This window comes from Fictibacillus aquaticus (genome assembly GCF_002245695.1).
In the GTDB taxonomy this organism is placed as follows: domain Bacteria; phylum Bacillota; class Bacilli; order Bacillales; family Fictibacillaceae; genus Fictibacillus; species Fictibacillus aquaticus.
Genome location: NZ_NOII01000010.1, coordinates 66,053 through 82,295 on the forward strand (window position 1 = coordinate 66,053; position 16,243 = coordinate 82,295).

Here is a 16,243-nt window from a genome sequence, read left to right on the forward strand (position 1 = left end):
GTTAAGATTAGAAATTGTTGATTATATACTGTTCTCATCTATGAAAAGAGGTTCTTATGCAAGCTGCAAAACTATCCAGACAGCATTGGCTGCTTATATTAACATTGTCACTCCTGACATTTGTCCTCGGAACGAGCGAGTTCGTCATCGTCGGCATTTTAACCGATATTTCACATAGCCTTCATATCACGAACGCAAAAGCAGGAACATTGGTTTCCGCCTTTGCCATCACGTTCGCTGTGGCTACACCGGTCGTCATGTCGGCAACTAGCCATTATCCTAAACGGAAATGGATGCTCACACTTATCGCTGTATTCATCATCCTTAATCTAGCCTGTGTATTTACTGGCAGCTACACACTGCTTATGGTGTTCCGGATGCTGACAGCTATCGTAACAGGAGTGCTGATTTCGCTAGCAATGGTTGTCGCCAGCGAATCGGTTCCTGATGCAAAACGCGGGCTTGCTATTTCATTTGTGTTTGGCGGTTTTACACTTGCCAATGTGATCGGTGTTCCGCTTGGAACCTTTATCGCAGGAATGTTCAGCTGGCACGCTACATTCATCCTAACGACACTGCTTGGCTTGTGCGCATTATTGTCATCATACAAAGTGCTTCCTTCAAAGCTTAGTCAAGAGCGCGGTTCGATCAAAGATCAGATTATGCTCTTGATTCACCCGCGAATTATGATGGCGTTCTTTATTCCTGCACTGGGATTTGGTGCTCTATATGCTGTGTACACTTACCTTGTTCCAATTTTAAAAGGAATGGGTGTAGCAAGCGGATCAATCAGCTTAATATTGTTCGCATACGGCATCATCTCTATATTCAGCAACATACTCGCCGGCAAGATTGCGAGCCGCAACGGCATCGGACGCCTTCGTTTTGTCTTTCTCGTTCAGGCGCTCGTTCTTTTCGCACTGTATTGGACGACAGGAAGCTACCTTGCGGGCATGATTAATATTGGGCTCATGTCTTTAACAGGAATACTTCTTACCACTTCTACTCAGCTTTATTTAATTGACCTAGCAGGAAAATACCAGCCGAACGCAACGAGCCTTGCAGCATCGCTAATGCCTGTCGCAAGCAACGTCGGCATCGCATTTGGTTCAGCACTCGGCGGTATCGTATATGAACAAGCCGGACTTCTCGACGTCACATGGGCAGGCGGTCTTGTTGCAGTCGCTGCAAGTCTACTCACATTCTCAAGCTATTATTTGGATCAAAAAAAATAAAATGCAGGCTGGCGGATTCCGCTGGCCTGCATTTTATTGTTCTTCGTCATTACGCGCAGCAAGAGCCTGCATCCTTCTCATCCTCACAGCAGCTGCCGGATTCAGTTTCTGCCTCTGAACTGCAGCAAGACTCTTCACTGGTTTCTACTTCGATTATTTCAACTCCGCAGCAATCGCTGCCTTTTTTCGTTCCAACTAGCTTTTTAATAAAGTTCACGTTCTTCACCTCCTTTCAGTAATTTCCTTATAATTAGATGAGATAAAAGATAAATCCGGAAACGGTAGACATTGTCATCACTGATAGTACAAACGTGATAACTAGCTCTTTTTTAAAGATGGATTTCAGCAATATCACTTCGGGAAGGCTTGCTCCCGCTGAGCTGATCATCAGAGCCATAACCGGTCCGAGAGCCATTCCTTTTGCGATCAGCACCTGAGAAATCGGGATCATGCTCGACAGGCGGATATAAAGCGGGATTCCTATTACAGCTGCAAGCGGTATAAGCCACCAATTTCCGCTTCCAAACGTACCAGCAATCCACTTGGTCGGCACCAGTCCATGAATGACAGCTCCGATTGCCGCTCCGATCAGCAGGTACGGATACACACTTTTCATAAGCTGCATGGTCTCCTGCCAAGCTGCTTTCCAATCGAATTTCTTATTGCTTTCTTCATAGCCTTTCATCACAACATTCTTTACTGATTTTTCAAAGCCAAGTGCAGCAAGCGTGAAGCCGATTACTACAGAAAAGATTGCCGTGATGACGGTATACATTACGGTCACTTTCCATCCTAATATGACACCCATAATGGTGATGATGGTCGGATCTAGCACGGGTGAAGCGAACAAGAAAATCATTACTATTGAAAATGGCATCTTCTTTTTAAGCATGTTTACGACAACCGGTATAGTCGAGCATGAACAGAATGGCGTGACGAACGCGAATATGAGCGCGAAGAAAGCAGCAAAAATTTTATTTTTACCCCCTAGATGCTTTTCAACCTTCTCGTATGGAATGTAGGACTGGAGCAGATTGATCAAGAATGAAATCACGACAAAAAGTATGGTTAGTTCGATTGCGATTGCCAAAAAGCTTTTGAACGTTTCAGCGAGCATCTTCTTTCTCCTCCTCAAGCACAGCAAGCTGCGATGTGCTTCTTATTTTCACTCCTCAGGTTCGCAATAAAAGAAAACAAATGGTTCTTTGCAGAATGTTTCACTGTGCGATAATTACTAGCATCCTTTTCAAACTGCTTCATTTTTTCCTCAGCCATTTTTTCTAAGTAATATGAATTCATTTTTTCCTCTCCTTATATCAATTTTTCTTGATTAATACATCAAAAAAATTTGATGTATTTTTAAAATAAAAACTGCTTTAAAAGCAGCATTTAACAACCAGACGGAAGAAAGATGCAGCACAGCTGGTCGGACAGAAGACTCCTCACTTCCTTAACATTTAAAGAGTAATCGTTCCACGTTCCTCTTGTCTCTTTCTTAATGAGTTCAGCATCAAGCAAAATTTTTAAGTGATAGGATAATTTTGATTGCGGCATGTCGATCATCGGTGCAAGATCGCAAACACAGACCGTTCCTTTCGATGCCAGAATGTTGATGATTTGCAATCTCTTCTGGTCAGACAGCGCTTTAAACTTTTTTTCATAACGCTTAAAATCCACGGTTTCTGAAGTGTTGATGAGTGGAATTTCTTTATTCATAGCAATCGCTCCTTACATCAATTTTATTTGATGTAACTTCATTATATTCCATATTTTATTAAATGCAACTATTAAATCAAAAAAAATTGATATTTAGTTTAATAAAAATGAGCTCTGAAATAGATGAGCTCATTCTAAGCTGCAAATTTGCTTAATAAAATCGTCAGCAATCCCAGTGCTGCCAAACAATAATTGTGTATACCATTATAATGATCTTCAGGTTCTGTTATGTTAAAGAGCTTTTCAAAGGCTTTTTTCCGGAAATTAGTTTCATGGATAAACATGATCTGCTCACCACCCTTTTGAAATCGCGTTTAACAATATAATAACGGCTCATTAATTAAATTTCAAAATATTCTGTAAATTTAAACGAAATAAAGAGCACACTTCACGTGTACCCTTTTGTATACCCTATCAATGAGCAGAAAAATTAGTCTCTGCTTTATCATGAACAGCAAGTTTAGAAACGAGAGCCGCACTCTCTTCGTTCAAGCCAACAATCTCGACATCTGTACCATTCATACGATATTTAATCACGATTTTATCAATCGCACCTACCGCAGAATCATCCCATAAATGTGTCTGCGAGAAATCAATAATGATTTTATCTGCCTTCTCTGTAACATCAAACTTTGAAATAAAATCAGTAACAGAGGCGAAGAAAAGCTGCCCTCTCACCGTATATGTTTTAATGTTAAGAACTTCATCTGTTCTCGTTTCGACATTCACTTTCGATATTTTAGAGGCAAAGAACAATGCACTTAAAATTACTCCAGCCAGTACGCCTTTTGAAAGATCATGTGTCAGAACGACTGTTACCACTGTTACGATCATGACGGCTGCATCGGTCTTAGGCATAACGTGAAGCTTTGTTAACGAAGACCAGTCAAACGTGCCAATTGACACCATGATCATGACGCCAACAAGCGCAGCCATCGGTATGGATACAAGAATATCATTCAATAAAATAATAAGCACCATCAAGAATGTACCCGCAACAAATGTAGACAGTCTTCCGCGTCCCCCAGATTTCACGTTAATGACCGACTGGCCGATCATTGCACATCCCGCCATGCCGCCAAAGAATCCAGCAACGATGTTTGCCATCCCTTGCCCTTTTGCTTCTTTATTCTTGTCGCTTTCCGTGTCTGTCATATCGTCCACGATTTGAGCGGTTAAGAGAGATTCTAATAAACCGACTAATGCAAGGGCAAATGAATAAGGGAAAATGATTTTCAATGTCTCAAAGTTTAGCGGAATATCAGGAATTAAGAACATAGGCAGAGCCTGTGTCAATTCTCCCATATCGCCAACAGTACGCACCGAAGATCCAGTTGCAATTGCTATTATGGTAATGACTATAATTGCCACAAGCGGTGACGGAACAGCTTTCGTAACCCTCGGGAACAGATAAATGATGGCAAGAGCGCCTGCCACCATCGCATACATCACCCATGATTCGCCAGCAAAGTGTGGAAGCTGAGCCATAAAGATAAGGATAGCCAGAGCGTTCACAAATCCAACCATAACGGACCGGGGAATAAATTTCATGTATTTGCCTAGCTTCAGCACACCGATCAGGATTTGTATAACTCCTGTTAGAATGGTCGCTGCAAGTAAATACTTCAGACCATGATCGGCAACAAGCGTCGTCATCAGTAATGCCATCGCACCTGTTGCTGCAGAAATCATTCCTGGTCTGCCGCCAACGAACGCAATCACTACGGCAATACAAAACGAGGCATATAAGCCAACCATCGGGTCAACCCCAGCAATAATCGAAAAAGCAATTGCCTCAGGGATTAGCGCCAATGCTACTACTATACCTGCGAGAATATCTCCTCTGATATTCCCAAACCACTCATGTTTAATTGTCTGTAAATCCAACCAAAAACACCTCTCCAACTTTTTTATTTAAAATGAATGACTTTCAACTCTCATGAAAGTCGGGGCCGATGTCAACGAGTTGCATTATAGCATAGGACTGTAAAATTGTGTATGGATTATGTAAGCGAATAACAAGCCTATTTTCTTTGAATTACTTATGTTTTCAATGATTATCTGCGGAAAACAAAAAAGCCCCCTGATTGGAGGCATTTTAAAAACCGCATTGCTTCATGGATATTTTAAAAGTCATTGTTTTCGGCGTTAGTTTCTTCTTTTTGCTTTTTAGCGCCTTTGCTCACATAAGGTTTTGGCCCCTTCTTCTTAGCGCTTGACTTCCAGCGGTTCCACCCTTTCTTTCCAGTACCTCTTCCCGTTCCGCCTTTGCCTTTTGCTTTACTCATAACAGCATCCCTCAATTTCCTACTATGTTTTTAATCATTTTAATAAAATTAACTTTTCAATCATAACATTACACAATGAAACAGAAAGTATAAACTTGCTGAAAGGCAGAATTCTTTTACTCTTTTGTATGAAATGTTATATTTTACCTGAAAATGTTAAGGAGGCAGTGATTATGGCACTTGAAATGAGAGAACAATGTGAACGCTGTGAGTCATCTGTTAAAGGACACTCGCTCGTTTACATTTGTGTTCATGAATGTACGTTCTGTGAACCTTGTACAGCTGAAATGAAAAACGTCTGCCCGAACTGCGGTGGTGAACTTGTAAGGAGACCTCGGCCTGCGCAGAATTCCTGCAGCTTGAATACTTAATAGACAGGAAGAGCACGCAGGCGGCGTGCTTTTTTACTTACTTATCAGGACTGAAAATATACTGCACTTTCTCTAAATGAATTTAAACATTTGTTTAATTCTTAGACAGCCATTGATTTAAGCAGATTGTTGGAACTTAAAAACGTTCAATGGTACGCTTAATAGGTTAGGGCACTCGTTCAGCCCCCTTAAATTCACGATACATAAGGAGTGGTTTTTATTGACTGAATTAGAATTGCAGAAAGCATTACACCCAAAGCTCACCAAAACAAAAATCCTGAAAAGGACGGTTGCGATTTTTTTAGGAGCTTTGTTAATGGCAGTCGGGCTCGAAATTTTCCTCGTACCAAACAAGGTTATTGATGGCGGCATTGTCGGAATTTCGATTATTTTATCTCATTTAACACAATCTCCTCTTGGTTTGTTCATATTCGTATTAAACATTCCATTCTTTTATATTGGTTATAAGCAGATTGGAAAAACATTTGCCATTTCCACACTTTTCGGGATTGCTGTCCTCTCATTCTTTACTTCTCTATTCCACCCTGTACCTGCGTTTACTGAAGACATTCTTCTTGCAACGATTTTTGGAGGCATGGTGCTTGGCGTCGGTGTCGGAATCGTAATCCGGTACGGCGGAGCGTTAGACGGAACAGAAATATTAGCTATACTTATCACGAAGAAAACACCATTCTCCGTCGGTGAAATTATCATGTTCTTCAACCTCTTTATTTTAGGTTCTGCCGGTTTTGTGTTCAGCTGGGACCGTGCTATGTATTCAATTCTGGCCTATATCATTGCGTTTAAAACGATTGATGTCGTCGTGCAGGGGCTTGATGAATCGAAATCTGCCTGGATTATCAGCGAAAAATACGACGATATCGGTGAAGCGATCATTAAACGTCTTGGCCGCGGCGTGACGTATTTAAGCGGTGAGGGTGCCTATACGGGCGATAATAAAAAAGTCATTTTCTGTGTTATCACTAGGCTGGAAGAAGCAAAGCTGAAAGAAATCGTAGAAAGCCATGACCCAGATGCTTTTCTTGCGATTGCTGATATCGCAGAAGTACGCGGCGGCAGGTTTAAGAAGAAAGATATTCACTAAGATAGAGAAACCTTCTTGATTTTTTGAGAGGGTTTCTTTTTTAGTAGGACATTTTTTCAAACTCCTGTTGGAATATTAAAATCATGTAAATACACTTGGACAATAGTGGAAGTCGTACTTTCAACATGTTATTCTTTTTCGGAGTACATTCAATATTACACTAGAGGTGGTAATCCAGTGCAAAAAAAGAGTACCTTTAGAACGCTTATGGAAATTTTATTCGTTTCAACAAAACTCGGCTTAACATCCTTTGGCGGACCGGTCGCTCACCTAGGATACTTTCATGAAGAATACGTCCGCAAAAGAAAATGGCTCGACGAAAAAAGCTATGCAGATTTAGTGGCGCTCTGCCAGTTCCTGCCCGGACCAGCAAGCAGCCAGGTGGGAATCGGAATTGGGGTCATGCGCGGGGGAGTTCTAGGCGGTATTATTTCATTTCTCGGTTTTACACTCCCTTCCGTTATCGCCTTGATTTTATTCGCAGTGACTTTATCTGCAATGGATGATGTGAATTTAAGTTGGATCCACGGATTAAAAATTGTGGCGGTAGCTGTCGTCGCTCATGCTATTTTAGGAATGGCCAGCAATTTGACGCCTGACTTAAAAAGAAAAGCAATCGCCTTGTTTGCTTTGGTCATTACTCTGCTCTGGCAGACCGCTTTCTCTCAAGTCACCGTTATCTTGATTGCAGGATTTGTTGGCTATATTCTTTACCGGCATAATACGAAAGATGGCGAAACGGCAGCAGATTTCCCCATCTCACGAAAATTTGCCGCAGTATGTTTGACGTTATTCTTTGCTCTTTTAGTGCTATTGCCTGTCTTAAAAGAAGTCACGTCATCTTATTGGGTCGCTTTTTTTGACAGCTTTTACCGTTCCGGCTCATTAGTTTTCGGGGGCGGCCATGTTGTCCTTCCTTTATTGCAGCAGGAATTTGTTCCAACGAATTGGATCAGTGAAGGGGAGTTTTTGGCAGGCTACGGCGCTGCTCAAGCTGTACCGGGTCCGCTGTTTACTTTTGCAGCATACCTTGGCGCCGTCATGAACGGATGGCAAGGCGGACTGCTGGCGACTATCGCCATATTCCTTCCTGCATTCCTTCTTATCTTAGGCACGCTTCCTTTTTGGAATATGCTAAGGCGCAACCCTAAGATCAATGGTGCTTTAATGGGTGTAAACGCCGCGGTTGTCGGTATTTTGATTTCTGCATTTTATAAGCCGATCTGGACGAGCACTATACAGAAACCAATCGATTTTGCTTTTGCCGCAGTGCTTTTTAGCATGCTTGTTTATTGGAAGGTTTCTCCTTGGATCGTAGTTGCTACAGGAGCGTTAGGCGGAATTTTACTTTCACTAATTTAATCGCTCGGAGAATCGAGTTAGGTTATTTCTCAGTAGACACAAATTAAACAATTGTTTAATTTGTGTCTTTTATCACAAGATCACCTAAAAAAAGACGTGCCTATATTACAGACACGCCTTTTACAGTATTTAGTTTTATGATATTTTTACGACTTCAAGCGACTTTACATGATATCCATCTGCTTCAAGAACCTTAAAGAGATAATTATCAACTGCTATTTCATCTCCTGTATTCACTTCCATTTTCTCTGAGAGTATCCAGCCGCCGATCGTATCAACATCTTCATCACTGATATTAAGGCCGAACAAATCGTTCACTTCTTCGATTAGTACTTTTCCATCTAATATCGTTTTGTTTTCATCGATTTTTTTTATGTGAGGCACTTCATCATAATCAAATTCGTCTCGGATTTCTCCAACAATTTCTTCGAGGATGTCTTCTACTGTAACAAGGCCAGAAGTTCCGCCATACTCATCGATTAGAACTGCCATATGAACCCGTTCCTTCTGCATCTTAAGAAGCAGCTCGTGAATGGCTGTCGATTCAAATACCTGAATTACCGGTCTGACATAATCCTCAATTTTACTTTCCACGTTTTTGCCTTTTACAATATCGGTAAGAACTTCTTTCATATTGACCATACCAACAATATGATCCTTATCCCCATCAATTACAGGATATCGTGTGTACTTTTCCTCGGTTACCACTTTAATCGTCTCTTTAACGGTTTCTGCAATATCCAAAGTTATCATATCCATTCGAGGCACCATGATTTCTTTTGCAAGACGATTGTCAAATTGAAAAATGTTGTTCACAAATTTAAACTCAGATTGATTGATTTCCCCGCTTTTATAACTTTCTGAAAGAATCAAACGCAATTCTTCCTCTGAGTGAGCGAGTTCATGTTCTGACGCCGGTTTAATGCCAAAAAGCCCTGTAAATAAACGTGCAGAACCATTGAGAGTTTTAATGAATGGATACATCAGTTTATAAAAGAACATGATTGGCTTAGCAACCCTTAACGTTACTTCTTCAGCCTTTTGTATAGCCATCGTTTTAGGGGCAAGTTCACCCACTACAACATGAAGAAACGTAATCAATGAAAAGGCAATGATAAACGATAATAAACTTGAAACAGATTCTGCAATTTCAAATTGTAAGAATAGTGGTCTTAGCAAAAGCTCAACAGTCGGCTTACCAAGCCAGCCAAGACCTAACGCCGTAATCGTTATCCCTAGCTGGCAGGCAGATAAATATTCGTCCAAATTTGTAATGACCTTTTGAGCAGCGATAGCCTTATGATTTCCTTCTGCTGCCAGCTGATCTATTCTCGTCGTACGAATTTTTACAATCGCAAACTCAGTAGCTACAAAAAACGCCGTTAACGCAATAAGCACAACTACCATAAATAAATTAAATATCTCCAAATAATACCCCTGCTGTGTAATCGAACAACAAGGGATCCACCTCCCAGGTTTTTATTGTACATAAACGAATATTCACCCTAAAAGCAAAAGCAAAGAATGGGCTAAAGTTACTCCTTGTGGAGAGACTTTACTCAATACCAATTCACGCTGTTTATCTTCCAGGTTCTCAAGTATCGGCTTCATTTCCATGATTTCCTTCTCAAGGTGTTTCATAAACTCTGCGATCTGATCAAAATGCTTTTCCACTTGAGTGCTACTTATACTATTTTTCTTCTTTACAAGTTCAATAGATGACTTTATTTCCTGCAAGGGCATGTTCATGTTCTTGTAATGTTCAATCAGCTTTAGCACACTCACTGATTCTTCATCATATAACCGATAATTAGATGCCGTTCGATAAGGCTCTAGTAAGCCAATTTGGGAGTAATAGTCAATGGTCCTTCTTGAAACATGTGTGCAATCCGCTAGTTCGCCAATTCGATACAACTTCCCAATTTACTCACCTCTTCCCTCACCTTTTCACTGTAACTTATCGTATATAAAACCGTACAGTCAACTGTATGGTTAACTTTCACACATAACGTTCAAATATAAAAATGTTTTATTTTTTTTCTTCTAAATCGTGAAACCTAACAAACATTTTCTTCGTATATAGCAGGCGAAAATTGTGCACATCGAAGTCTTTAAAAAATATTCCCTTACTGATGGCAATCCTGCCTATATCAAAGCGAGTTTCAATAAATGGCCGGATGTACTTGCTTCTACAAGCAGAACTTGTGCCTTTATTGTATGCTGCAAAGTGCTGGTCTTTACATTAATAAAAGCTGCCAAATTCTTGGCAGCTTTTATTGTTTCAAATATTTCTATTAATTTCCGAAAACACTTGCCAGCGTATATTAGTTAATTACTCATATTCCGCTTTTTATTGAGCTCTATCTTTGTATTACGATTTTTCCTTACTACTAAGGGAACCAGCAATAAAGATAAGATTCCTCCCGCAAAAGACAATGTCGCATAACTAGAAGAACCTACAATCACACCTGATAACGCTCCACCTGAAGCTCCCGCCAAAGCGATAAAGACATCCACCGTTCCCTGGCTCTTTGCACGCTGAGAAGGCTCGGTAGAATCTACTATCATTGTTGTTCCTGTTATTAATCCAACATTCCAGCCAATACCAAGCAAAGATAGAGCGATTATAAGGAAAAGCAAAGAATTGCTTGGAGCCATTGCCGCTATTATGCCTGCAAGCAGCAGAATAACTCCTGAAGCTGCGCCCATAATGGTTCGCCCGATTTTATCTACTAATAATCCTGTTAGTAAAGAAGGCAGATACATGGAACCTATATGAACACCTATTACTAGTCCGATTTCATTTAGACTATGCCCATGATGCTCCATATGAATCGGAGTCATCGTCATAATCGCAATCATCACAAGCTGTGTCAAAATCATGATTGCTGCACCGGCCATAATGCCGTTTTTATAAGCTGGAATTTCACTTGTTGTATGTTCAACATTAGAATTTCGGCTGCGTTTATTGTTTTCTAGCATCTTTACGAAATGATATGGATCCGGACGAAGCATGAGAAAAATAATAAGACCTGCAATTATAAATGCCGTGCCTGAAAATAAAAACGGACCCGCAAGAGAAGGAATACCAATATTTAGTGCATAATCTTTCATCGTTCCAACTAAACTCGGCCCAGCAAATGCGCCAAATGTTGTAGAAACCATAATGATGCTGACTGCTGTGGCACGCTGCTGCTCGCTCGCAAGATCCGTCCCTGCATATCGCGCTTGTAAATTTGACGCTGTCCCTGCTCCATAAATCAACAATGAAAAAAATAAAAGAATAATACTATTGGTTATTGCAGAAAGAGCCACTCCAAGTGCTCCAAAGCCGCCTGTCATAAATCCAGCTGTTAATCCTGTACGGCGGCCAAATCTCTGTGAAAGCTTCCCTACTATGAAAGCCGCACCAGCTGATCCTAAAGTAAACAAAGCTGCCGGCAATCCTGAATAGGCTTCTGTGCCCAACATTTCTTTAGCAAGAAGTGCACCGACCGTTATTCCTGCTGCCAGTCCAGCGCCGCCAAAAATTTGCGATAGACTTACGACCAGCAAGCTCCGCTTATAGAGCTTTTCCTTTATAAGATGTGAATCTTTTTCCTGAATAACGAGAGAACGATTTGTAATGATTTCTTTTGCCAGAGCTGCATCTTCCTCATTTACCTTCAAAAGTAAACAAGAAGAAACGATTTCGAGTTGGAATGAAATTTCTTTTTCTGTTAGTAATTGCTGTACTTGAAATGACTCACCTTGGCTCATTGTCATATGAACTGTGTACATCAGGGACTTTCGATTATGATCCATTGAAATCCCCCCGCTTTTTTTATCTTACTTTCATTTTATGCTTAAGAGTTCTATAATTAAAATGCATATTCGTAATAGTTTAAATGCATTTTCGTTATACGATTTACAAAGGAGAGAGAAGACTTGGATTTTTATCAGCTCAAAACGTTTTATCAAGTAGCTAAGCAGCGCAGTTTTACCAGAGCTGCCGTGGTACTGTCCATCAGTCAGCCAGCTGTTTCTAGACAAATTGAAGCATTAGAGCAGAAGTTAGGACTAACCCTCTTTCATCGAGTCGGGCGGGAAATAAAGCTAACAGATGCTGGTACGTTTTTGTTCGAAAATGCTGAGAAAATACTCTCCTTAGTGAATCAAACTGAGTCATTTATGGAAGGAATGAAAAATGTAAATAGTGGATCGATCGTGGTCGGGGCAAGTACTACAATCGGCAATTATTTGATGGCTCCAATCGTCATTAACTTTATGAAAAAGTATCCAGGGGTCAATATCAAACTAGAAATACAGCCAACAGATGAAATCCTCGTCAAAGTTAAAAACAACGTACTCGATATTGCCATTATCCCTGAAGTACCTGTCATTTCCGCCTTGATTCACGAGCCTTTTATACAGGATGAAATCGTCCTAATCGCAGGAAAAAGTCACCCGCTTATTAATAAAAAAATCAGCAGTCTAAAAGACATAGTGAATGAGAAATACGTAATGAGAGGTCACGATTCAAACACACGCAAAACAATCGAGAATCACCTTAAACAGCATAACGTTCAGCTTCAGCAGTTTATTGAACTTGATTCAACCGAAGCGATTAAACAAGCTGTTTTAACAGGCGAATTCTTGAGTTTTGTTTCAAGAAGAACCGTCCGAATGGAAACAAAATTTGGAGAAATTCAAATACTAAAAGGAAACGAATTAAACACATTTAGAAACTTTCATATTGTCCGGCATAAGGAAACCTTTCCCAGCCCAGCAGTAGACGCCTTTATCAAATTTATCAATCACGATTCTTGTGTGATTTAATACAAAACAGGTCAAGTTCAAAAAATTTGGCTTGTTGGATTTTAATGCTTAGAGCTGAGGTTGAGCATTTCATGTGAATTTTTATGGTGAGATATTGAATAAAACAAAAACTAAAAGCACCCCCGCAAAGGAGTGCTTTTTAAACAATTGTTTAATTCTTAAAGATATTTCCGATGCACACTCTTCCCGTCATAGGTGAACAGCACAGGCTTCTCCTCGATCTTCGTCTCCATGTGCACAGTGCGTCCCCACAGATAATGCACGTGCGGCAGCACTTTCTCGAGATACTTCACATCAAGCTCGATGTCTTCATAACTGTGATGCATATACAGTTCGCCGTTCTTGAGATAGTCTCCGTTTTTCACAGTCAAGTACGGAAATCCGCCATTCACCCTCATGCCGACTAACTGATCCCGCACGTTCTCCCACTCTTTATCGACGATTTTATAGTCTTTGCCCTGCTTCTGGAAAAGGTACATATCCTCCCGCTCGGCAAGATCCTTCGTTAAGTAATTGCGGATGAACGACATGTCAGATTCGAGTTCGCGGACTTCATACATCTTCTCACGGCCTGAGCCTGGCAGCACTCCCTGACGGCGAAGCTCTTCATTAGGCTTGTTATACCGCTCTTCGATGTCTTTGAAAATCTGTAGCCCAAGATAATACGGGTTAATCGATGTTTTAGACGGCTGCACGACACCCGCGTTCAGCTTAGCGAACTCGATCGTCTCATGTGACGTTAGATCCATCTCCTGCAAGATCTTCGCGTGCCAGTAGGACGCCCAGCCTTCGTTCATGATTTTCGTTTCAAGCTGAGGCCAGAAATAGAGCATCTCCTCGCGCATCATGGACAGGATGTCGCGCTGCCATTCCTCGAGCTCGCGGCTGTATTCTTGTATAAACAGCAAGATATCTTTTTCGGGCTGCGGCGGAAATGATTTCTTCTTCTTTGGCATTTCTTCTTTCTTGCCGTCCAGCCCCCATAAATCATCATATGGTGTTTCTTTTTTTATAGGCTCTTCTTCCTCTTCATCCATCCGATATTCCAGTTTGCCGCGGACGAGAGACGGATCGATATGCTCCTGAATCGCGAGCACAGCATCCAAGAATTCTTCAACGGCCTGTTTCCCGTAAAGCATCTCATACTGTGCGACACGTTCAGCGGTAGCGGTCATACTCTCTACCATATCGCGCCTCGTGTTCGAGAAACGCACATTATTTTTGAAAAAATCGCAGTGAGCCAGAACGTGAGCAATAATCAGCTTGTTCTGGATCAGTGAGTTCGTGTCCAGCAAAAATGCATAGCATGGGTCAGAGTTGATCACAAGCTCATAAATCTTGCTTAAGCCGAGATCATATTGCAGCTTCATTTTATGAAATTGTTTGCCGAAGCTCCAGTGCGAAAAGCGCGTTGGCATCCCATATGCGCCGAATGTGTATATAATATCTGCCGGACATATCTCATATCTCATCGGATAAAAATCAAGGCCGAACCCTTCCGCGATTTCCGTAATCTCAGCTATGGCATGTTCCAATTGTTTATTTTGAACGTCCCAATTCATGAATTTCCCCCCTAGCTCATCCTGTACTTACACTTTATGAGCGAAGAGGGGATTTCATGAGGCAAGACTTCGGAGATTCAATTCGTTTGATAAATACTCCATTGTTCTGGCGTCACATTTTCGATCCATATTTTTTGGCTGCTTCCATTGCTATCAGCTTGCCATACGTGGATTCCGGACTGCTGATGCCGCTCCCAAAACAATTGATTGTCCTTTAGAGATACAGGGTGAGTGTCACTATACTGTGAACTTTGAGATGTAATGTTCCGACTGCCACCAGTCATCAAATCCACCGAGACAAGCTGCGGCTTCGGTCTTTTCTCCTGAGCTATGTTCCAGCCGCTTTCCTTCTTTCTTGAAACAACGATAGATGTCTTGCTGGTCCAAGTGAAATCTCCGTCAGCGTATCCAGCAGGTGTGTAGGATTTCTTTTTATTATCGGTTGTGCTAAAGATCGTCAGTTTCTTATTTTCAGTCGTCAGTCTTCCCTCGCCTTCAATAAAAGCGATGAAATTTCCATCTGTAGACCATTTCATCCAATTAATATCAGCAAGCACCTCACCTACCACTCGAAATTTCTTTCCTTCCGTTGTGAGCAGAGAAAGAAAATTTCGGTCAGCCGAATAGGATGCAGTTGGACATGCGATAAACGCCATCAAATTTTTATTTACTGAAAACAAAAACGGCGATGTGCCGATCGCAAAAAAATCATCACTTTCCCCTGGCAGCTCTGCTAATTTCTTCACTTTTCCAGTGTTGCCTGAAGCGTCCATCGGTACATGAAAGATAGCAACATTTGTCCAGCCCGCAGGTGTCAAGTTAGCATCAGATGAAACGATAAAGCCCTGACCGTCAGGTGTCCACGAATAGCTTCCAGTTCCAAGCGCGGCATTTGAAAACGGGGAGTATGGTTCAAGCTTCCTAATGTTTAGTATGCTGCTGTCTTTAAAAGCAATCGTTTTTTCTCTCGGCGACCACTGAGCCAGGCTTACTGATGAATGAAACACTTCCTTTTTGTCATGCGTACTTAAACTGTAAGCCCAAAGCTTACCTTCAAAATCATAGTAGCTTATGTATGTTCCATCAAATGACCATTTTGGCTGAGTTAGTCCACTCTCGCTCACGAGTCTGGTTTCTTTTGTCCCTTTTTTTAGCCATAACCCGTCAGATCGTATAAAAGCAGCTTTAGGTTCTGCAGCGTTAACTGAAACAGGAATTGTGATAAATACGACTATTAGAAGAATTAATATTTTGCTGCGCATTTATAAATCACCTCGTTCTTAAAATAGCCAAACCAGGTAATCTTATTAGTTAAACATAAAAAACGGGGCCGACATTCTATGTCAGCCCCGTTTTTTATGTTATTTACCTGTCTCAGCAAACTTTTTGATGCGTTCTCCAATTTCATCACGTACACGCTGAAATTCGCTCCACTCTTTTCCAGCAGGATCATCGAATCCCCAGTGAGCACGATCTTTGTTCGGCGGGGTTGCAGGACAAACATCGTTGGCATGTCCGCATAGCGTGACAACGAAATCTGCTTTTTTCAAGATTTCTTGGTCGATCACGTCAGATGTTTGGTTTGTGATATCAATATCGACCTCTTTCATCGCCTTAACAGCGTTCGGGTTCACACCGTGCGCCTCGATGCCCGCGGAATAAACTTCATATTTTTCACCTAAATAGTGATGTCCGAACCCTTCTGCCATCTGTGAGCGGCATGAGTTTCCTGTACAAAGAAAGTAGATGATTGGTTTAGTCATATGAAAGACCTCCCTCTTATTTT

At 41.2% G+C, this 16,243-nt stretch carries 18 protein-coding genes; 6 read left to right on the forward strand and 12 right to left on the reverse strand.

Going from position 1 to position 16,243, the window contains the following annotated elements; translation table 11 throughout:
• The first annotated feature begins 56 nt into the window (after positions 1 to 56).
• Positions 57 to 1,235 carry an MFS transporter gene (locus CGZ90_RS15175; protein ID WP_094253381.1) on the forward strand — a complete coding sequence of 393 codons (1,179 nt, stop codon included), beginning with the start codon at positions 57 to 59 and terminating at the stop codon, positions 1,233 to 1,235.
• A 49-nt stretch (positions 1,236 to 1,284) separates the two neighbouring features.
• Here the strand turns inward: CGZ90_RS15175 and CGZ90_RS20795 are convergent, their stop codons facing one another.
• From CGZ90_RS20795 to CGZ90_RS15195, 6 genes are all read right to left on the reverse strand, one after another.
• Positions 1,285 to 1,452, reverse strand: coding sequence for a hypothetical protein (locus tag CGZ90_RS20795; RefSeq protein ID WP_165766875.1), 168 nt, complete (start codon positions 1,450 to 1,452; stop codon positions 1,285 to 1,287).
• Between the two features lie 33 nt (positions 1,453 to 1,485).
• Positions 1,486 to 2,352: a permease gene (locus CGZ90_RS15180; protein ID WP_094253382.1), complete on the reverse strand. Its 867-nt coding sequence runs from the start codon at positions 2,350 to 2,352 to the stop codon at positions 1,486 to 1,488.
• Between the two features lie 14 nt (positions 2,353 to 2,366).
• Positions 2,367 to 2,534, reverse strand: coding sequence for a hypothetical protein (locus CGZ90_RS20800; RefSeq protein ID WP_165766876.1), 168 nt, complete (start codon positions 2,532 to 2,534; stop codon positions 2,367 to 2,369).
• Positions 2,535 to 2,624: 90 nt separating this feature from the next.
• Positions 2,625 to 2,951: an ArsR/SmtB family transcription factor gene (locus CGZ90_RS15185; RefSeq protein WP_094253383.1), complete on the reverse strand. Its 327-nt coding sequence runs from the start codon at positions 2,949 to 2,951 to the stop codon at positions 2,625 to 2,627.
• 414 nt (positions 2,952 to 3,365) lie between these two features.
• Positions 3,366 to 4,838, reverse strand: a complete 1,473-nt coding sequence (locus CGZ90_RS15190; protein ID WP_094253384.1) for a SulP family inorganic anion transporter — start codon at positions 4,836 to 4,838, stop codon at positions 3,366 to 3,368.
• A 239-nt stretch (positions 4,839 to 5,077) separates the two neighbouring features.
• Positions 5,078 to 5,239 (reverse strand): DUF3934 family protein, encoded by a 162-nt coding sequence (locus CGZ90_RS15195; RefSeq protein WP_094253385.1) that lies wholly within the window; start codon positions 5,237 to 5,239, stop codon positions 5,078 to 5,080.
• Between the two features lie 173 nt (positions 5,240 to 5,412).
• Between CGZ90_RS15195 and CGZ90_RS15200 the strand changes: the two genes are divergently transcribed.
• The 3 genes from CGZ90_RS15200 to CGZ90_RS15210 all read left to right on the forward strand — a co-directional run bounded on the left by CGZ90_RS15200 (position 5,413) and on the right by CGZ90_RS15210 (position 8,077).
• On the forward strand, positions 5,413 to 5,610 hold the full coding sequence (locus tag CGZ90_RS15200) for a DUF1272 domain-containing protein (protein WP_094253386.1): 198 nt from the start codon (positions 5,413 to 5,415) through the stop codon (positions 5,608 to 5,610).
• A 220-nt stretch (positions 5,611 to 5,830) separates the two neighbouring features.
• Positions 5,831 to 6,715, forward strand: a complete 885-nt coding sequence (locus CGZ90_RS15205; protein WP_094253387.1) for a YitT family protein — start codon at positions 5,831 to 5,833, stop codon at positions 6,713 to 6,715.
• A 207-nt stretch (positions 6,716 to 6,922) separates the two neighbouring features.
• Positions 6,923 to 8,077 carry a chromate transporter gene (locus CGZ90_RS15210; RefSeq protein ID WP_094253432.1) on the forward strand — a complete coding sequence of 385 codons (1,155 nt, stop codon included), beginning with the start codon at positions 6,923 to 6,925 and terminating at the stop codon, positions 8,075 to 8,077.
• 135 nt (positions 8,078 to 8,212) lie between these two features.
• Here CGZ90_RS15210 and CGZ90_RS15215 read toward each other — a convergent pair whose 3' ends face one another.
• A complete protein-coding gene (locus CGZ90_RS15215) occupies positions 8,213 to 9,505 on the reverse strand; it encodes a hemolysin family protein (protein ID WP_094253388.1) in 1,293 nt (430 codons plus the stop codon).
• A 72-nt stretch (positions 9,506 to 9,577) separates the two neighbouring features.
• The gene (locus CGZ90_RS15220; protein ID WP_165766877.1) at positions 9,578 to 9,991 is read right to left on the reverse strand and encodes a MerR family transcriptional regulator; all 414 of its coding nucleotides are present in this window, start codon (positions 9,989 to 9,991) and stop codon (positions 9,578 to 9,580) included.
• 181 nt (positions 9,992 to 10,172) lie between these two features.
• On the opposite strand from CGZ90_RS15220, the gene CGZ90_RS15225 reads away from it, so the two are divergent.
• Positions 10,173 to 10,409: a hypothetical protein gene (locus tag CGZ90_RS15225; RefSeq protein ID WP_094253390.1), complete on the forward strand. Its 237-nt coding sequence runs from the start codon at positions 10,173 to 10,175 to the stop codon at positions 10,407 to 10,409.
• On the opposite strand, the gene CGZ90_RS15230 is transcribed toward CGZ90_RS15225, so the two are convergent.
• The gene (locus CGZ90_RS15230) at positions 10,406 to 11,707 is read right to left on the reverse strand and encodes an MFS transporter (protein ID WP_379675189.1); all 1,302 of its coding nucleotides are present in this window, start codon (positions 11,705 to 11,707) and stop codon (positions 10,406 to 10,408) included. The genes CGZ90_RS15225 and CGZ90_RS15230 overlap by 4 nt on opposite strands.
• A 297-nt stretch (positions 11,708 to 12,004) precedes the next feature.
• On the opposite strand from CGZ90_RS15230, the gene CGZ90_RS15235 reads away from it, so the two are divergent.
• The gene (locus CGZ90_RS15235; RefSeq protein ID WP_094253391.1) at positions 12,005 to 12,895 is read left to right on the forward strand and encodes a LysR family transcriptional regulator; all 891 of its coding nucleotides are present in this window, start codon (positions 12,005 to 12,007) and stop codon (positions 12,893 to 12,895) included.
• A gap of 158 nt (positions 12,896 to 13,053) precedes the next feature.
• Here the strand turns inward: CGZ90_RS15235 and CGZ90_RS15240 are convergent, their stop codons facing one another.
• The 3 genes from CGZ90_RS15240 to arsC form a co-directional block, all read right to left on the reverse strand.
• The gene (locus tag CGZ90_RS15240; RefSeq protein WP_094253392.1) at positions 13,054 to 14,457 is read right to left on the reverse strand and encodes a SpoVR family protein; all 1,404 of its coding nucleotides are present in this window, start codon (positions 14,455 to 14,457) and stop codon (positions 13,054 to 13,056) included.
• Between the two features lie 77 nt (positions 14,458 to 14,534).
• Positions 14,535 to 15,719: a TolB family protein gene (locus CGZ90_RS15245; RefSeq protein ID WP_094253393.1), complete on the reverse strand. Its 1,185-nt coding sequence runs from the start codon at positions 15,717 to 15,719 to the stop codon at positions 14,535 to 14,537.
• Between the two features lie 99 nt (positions 15,720 to 15,818).
• Positions 15,819 to 16,220 carry an arsenate reductase (thioredoxin) gene (gene arsC, locus CGZ90_RS15250; RefSeq protein WP_094253394.1) on the reverse strand — a complete coding sequence of 134 codons (402 nt, stop codon included), beginning with the start codon at positions 16,218 to 16,220 and terminating at the stop codon, positions 15,819 to 15,821.
• Positions 16,221 to 16,243: the final 23 nt, after the last annotated feature.

Excerpts from the sequence above, each read along its gene's own strand:
- CGZ90_RS15185 (WP_094253383.1), bottom strand. The coding sequence starts at position 2,951 with ATGAATAAAGAAATTCCACTCATCAACACTTCAGAAACCGTGGATTTT.
- CGZ90_RS20800 (WP_165766876.1), bottom strand. The coding sequence starts at position 2,534 with ATGAATTCATATTACTTAGAAAAAATGGCTGAGGAAAAAATGAAGCAG.
- CGZ90_RS15210 (WP_094253432.1), top strand. The coding sequence starts at position 6,923 with ATGGAAATTTTATTCGTTTCAACAAAACTCGGCTTAACATCCTTTGGC.
- CGZ90_RS15240 (WP_094253392.1), bottom strand. The coding sequence starts at position 14,457 with ATGAATTGGGACGTTCAAAATAAACAATTGGAACATGCCATAGCTGAG.
- CGZ90_RS15200 (WP_094253386.1), top strand. The coding sequence starts at position 5,413 with ATGGCACTTGAAATGAGAGAACAATGTGAACGCTGTGAGTCATCTGTT.
- CGZ90_RS15245 (WP_094253393.1), bottom strand. The coding sequence starts at position 15,719 with ATGCGCAGCAAAATATTAATTCTTCTAATAGTCGTATTTATCACAATT.
- CGZ90_RS15180 (WP_094253382.1), bottom strand. The coding sequence starts at position 2,352 with ATGCTCGCTGAAACGTTCAAAAGCTTTTTGGCAATCGCAATCGAACTA.
- arsC (WP_094253394.1), bottom strand. The coding sequence starts at position 16,220 with ATGACTAAACCAATCATCTACTTTCTTTGTACAGGAAACTCATGCCGC.
- CGZ90_RS15175 (WP_094253381.1), top strand. The coding sequence starts at position 57 with ATGCAAGCTGCAAAACTATCCAGACAGCATTGGCTGCTTATATTAACA.
- CGZ90_RS15195 (WP_094253385.1), bottom strand. The coding sequence starts at position 5,239 with ATGAGTAAAGCAAAAGGCAAAGGCGGAACGGGAAGAGGTACTGGAAAG.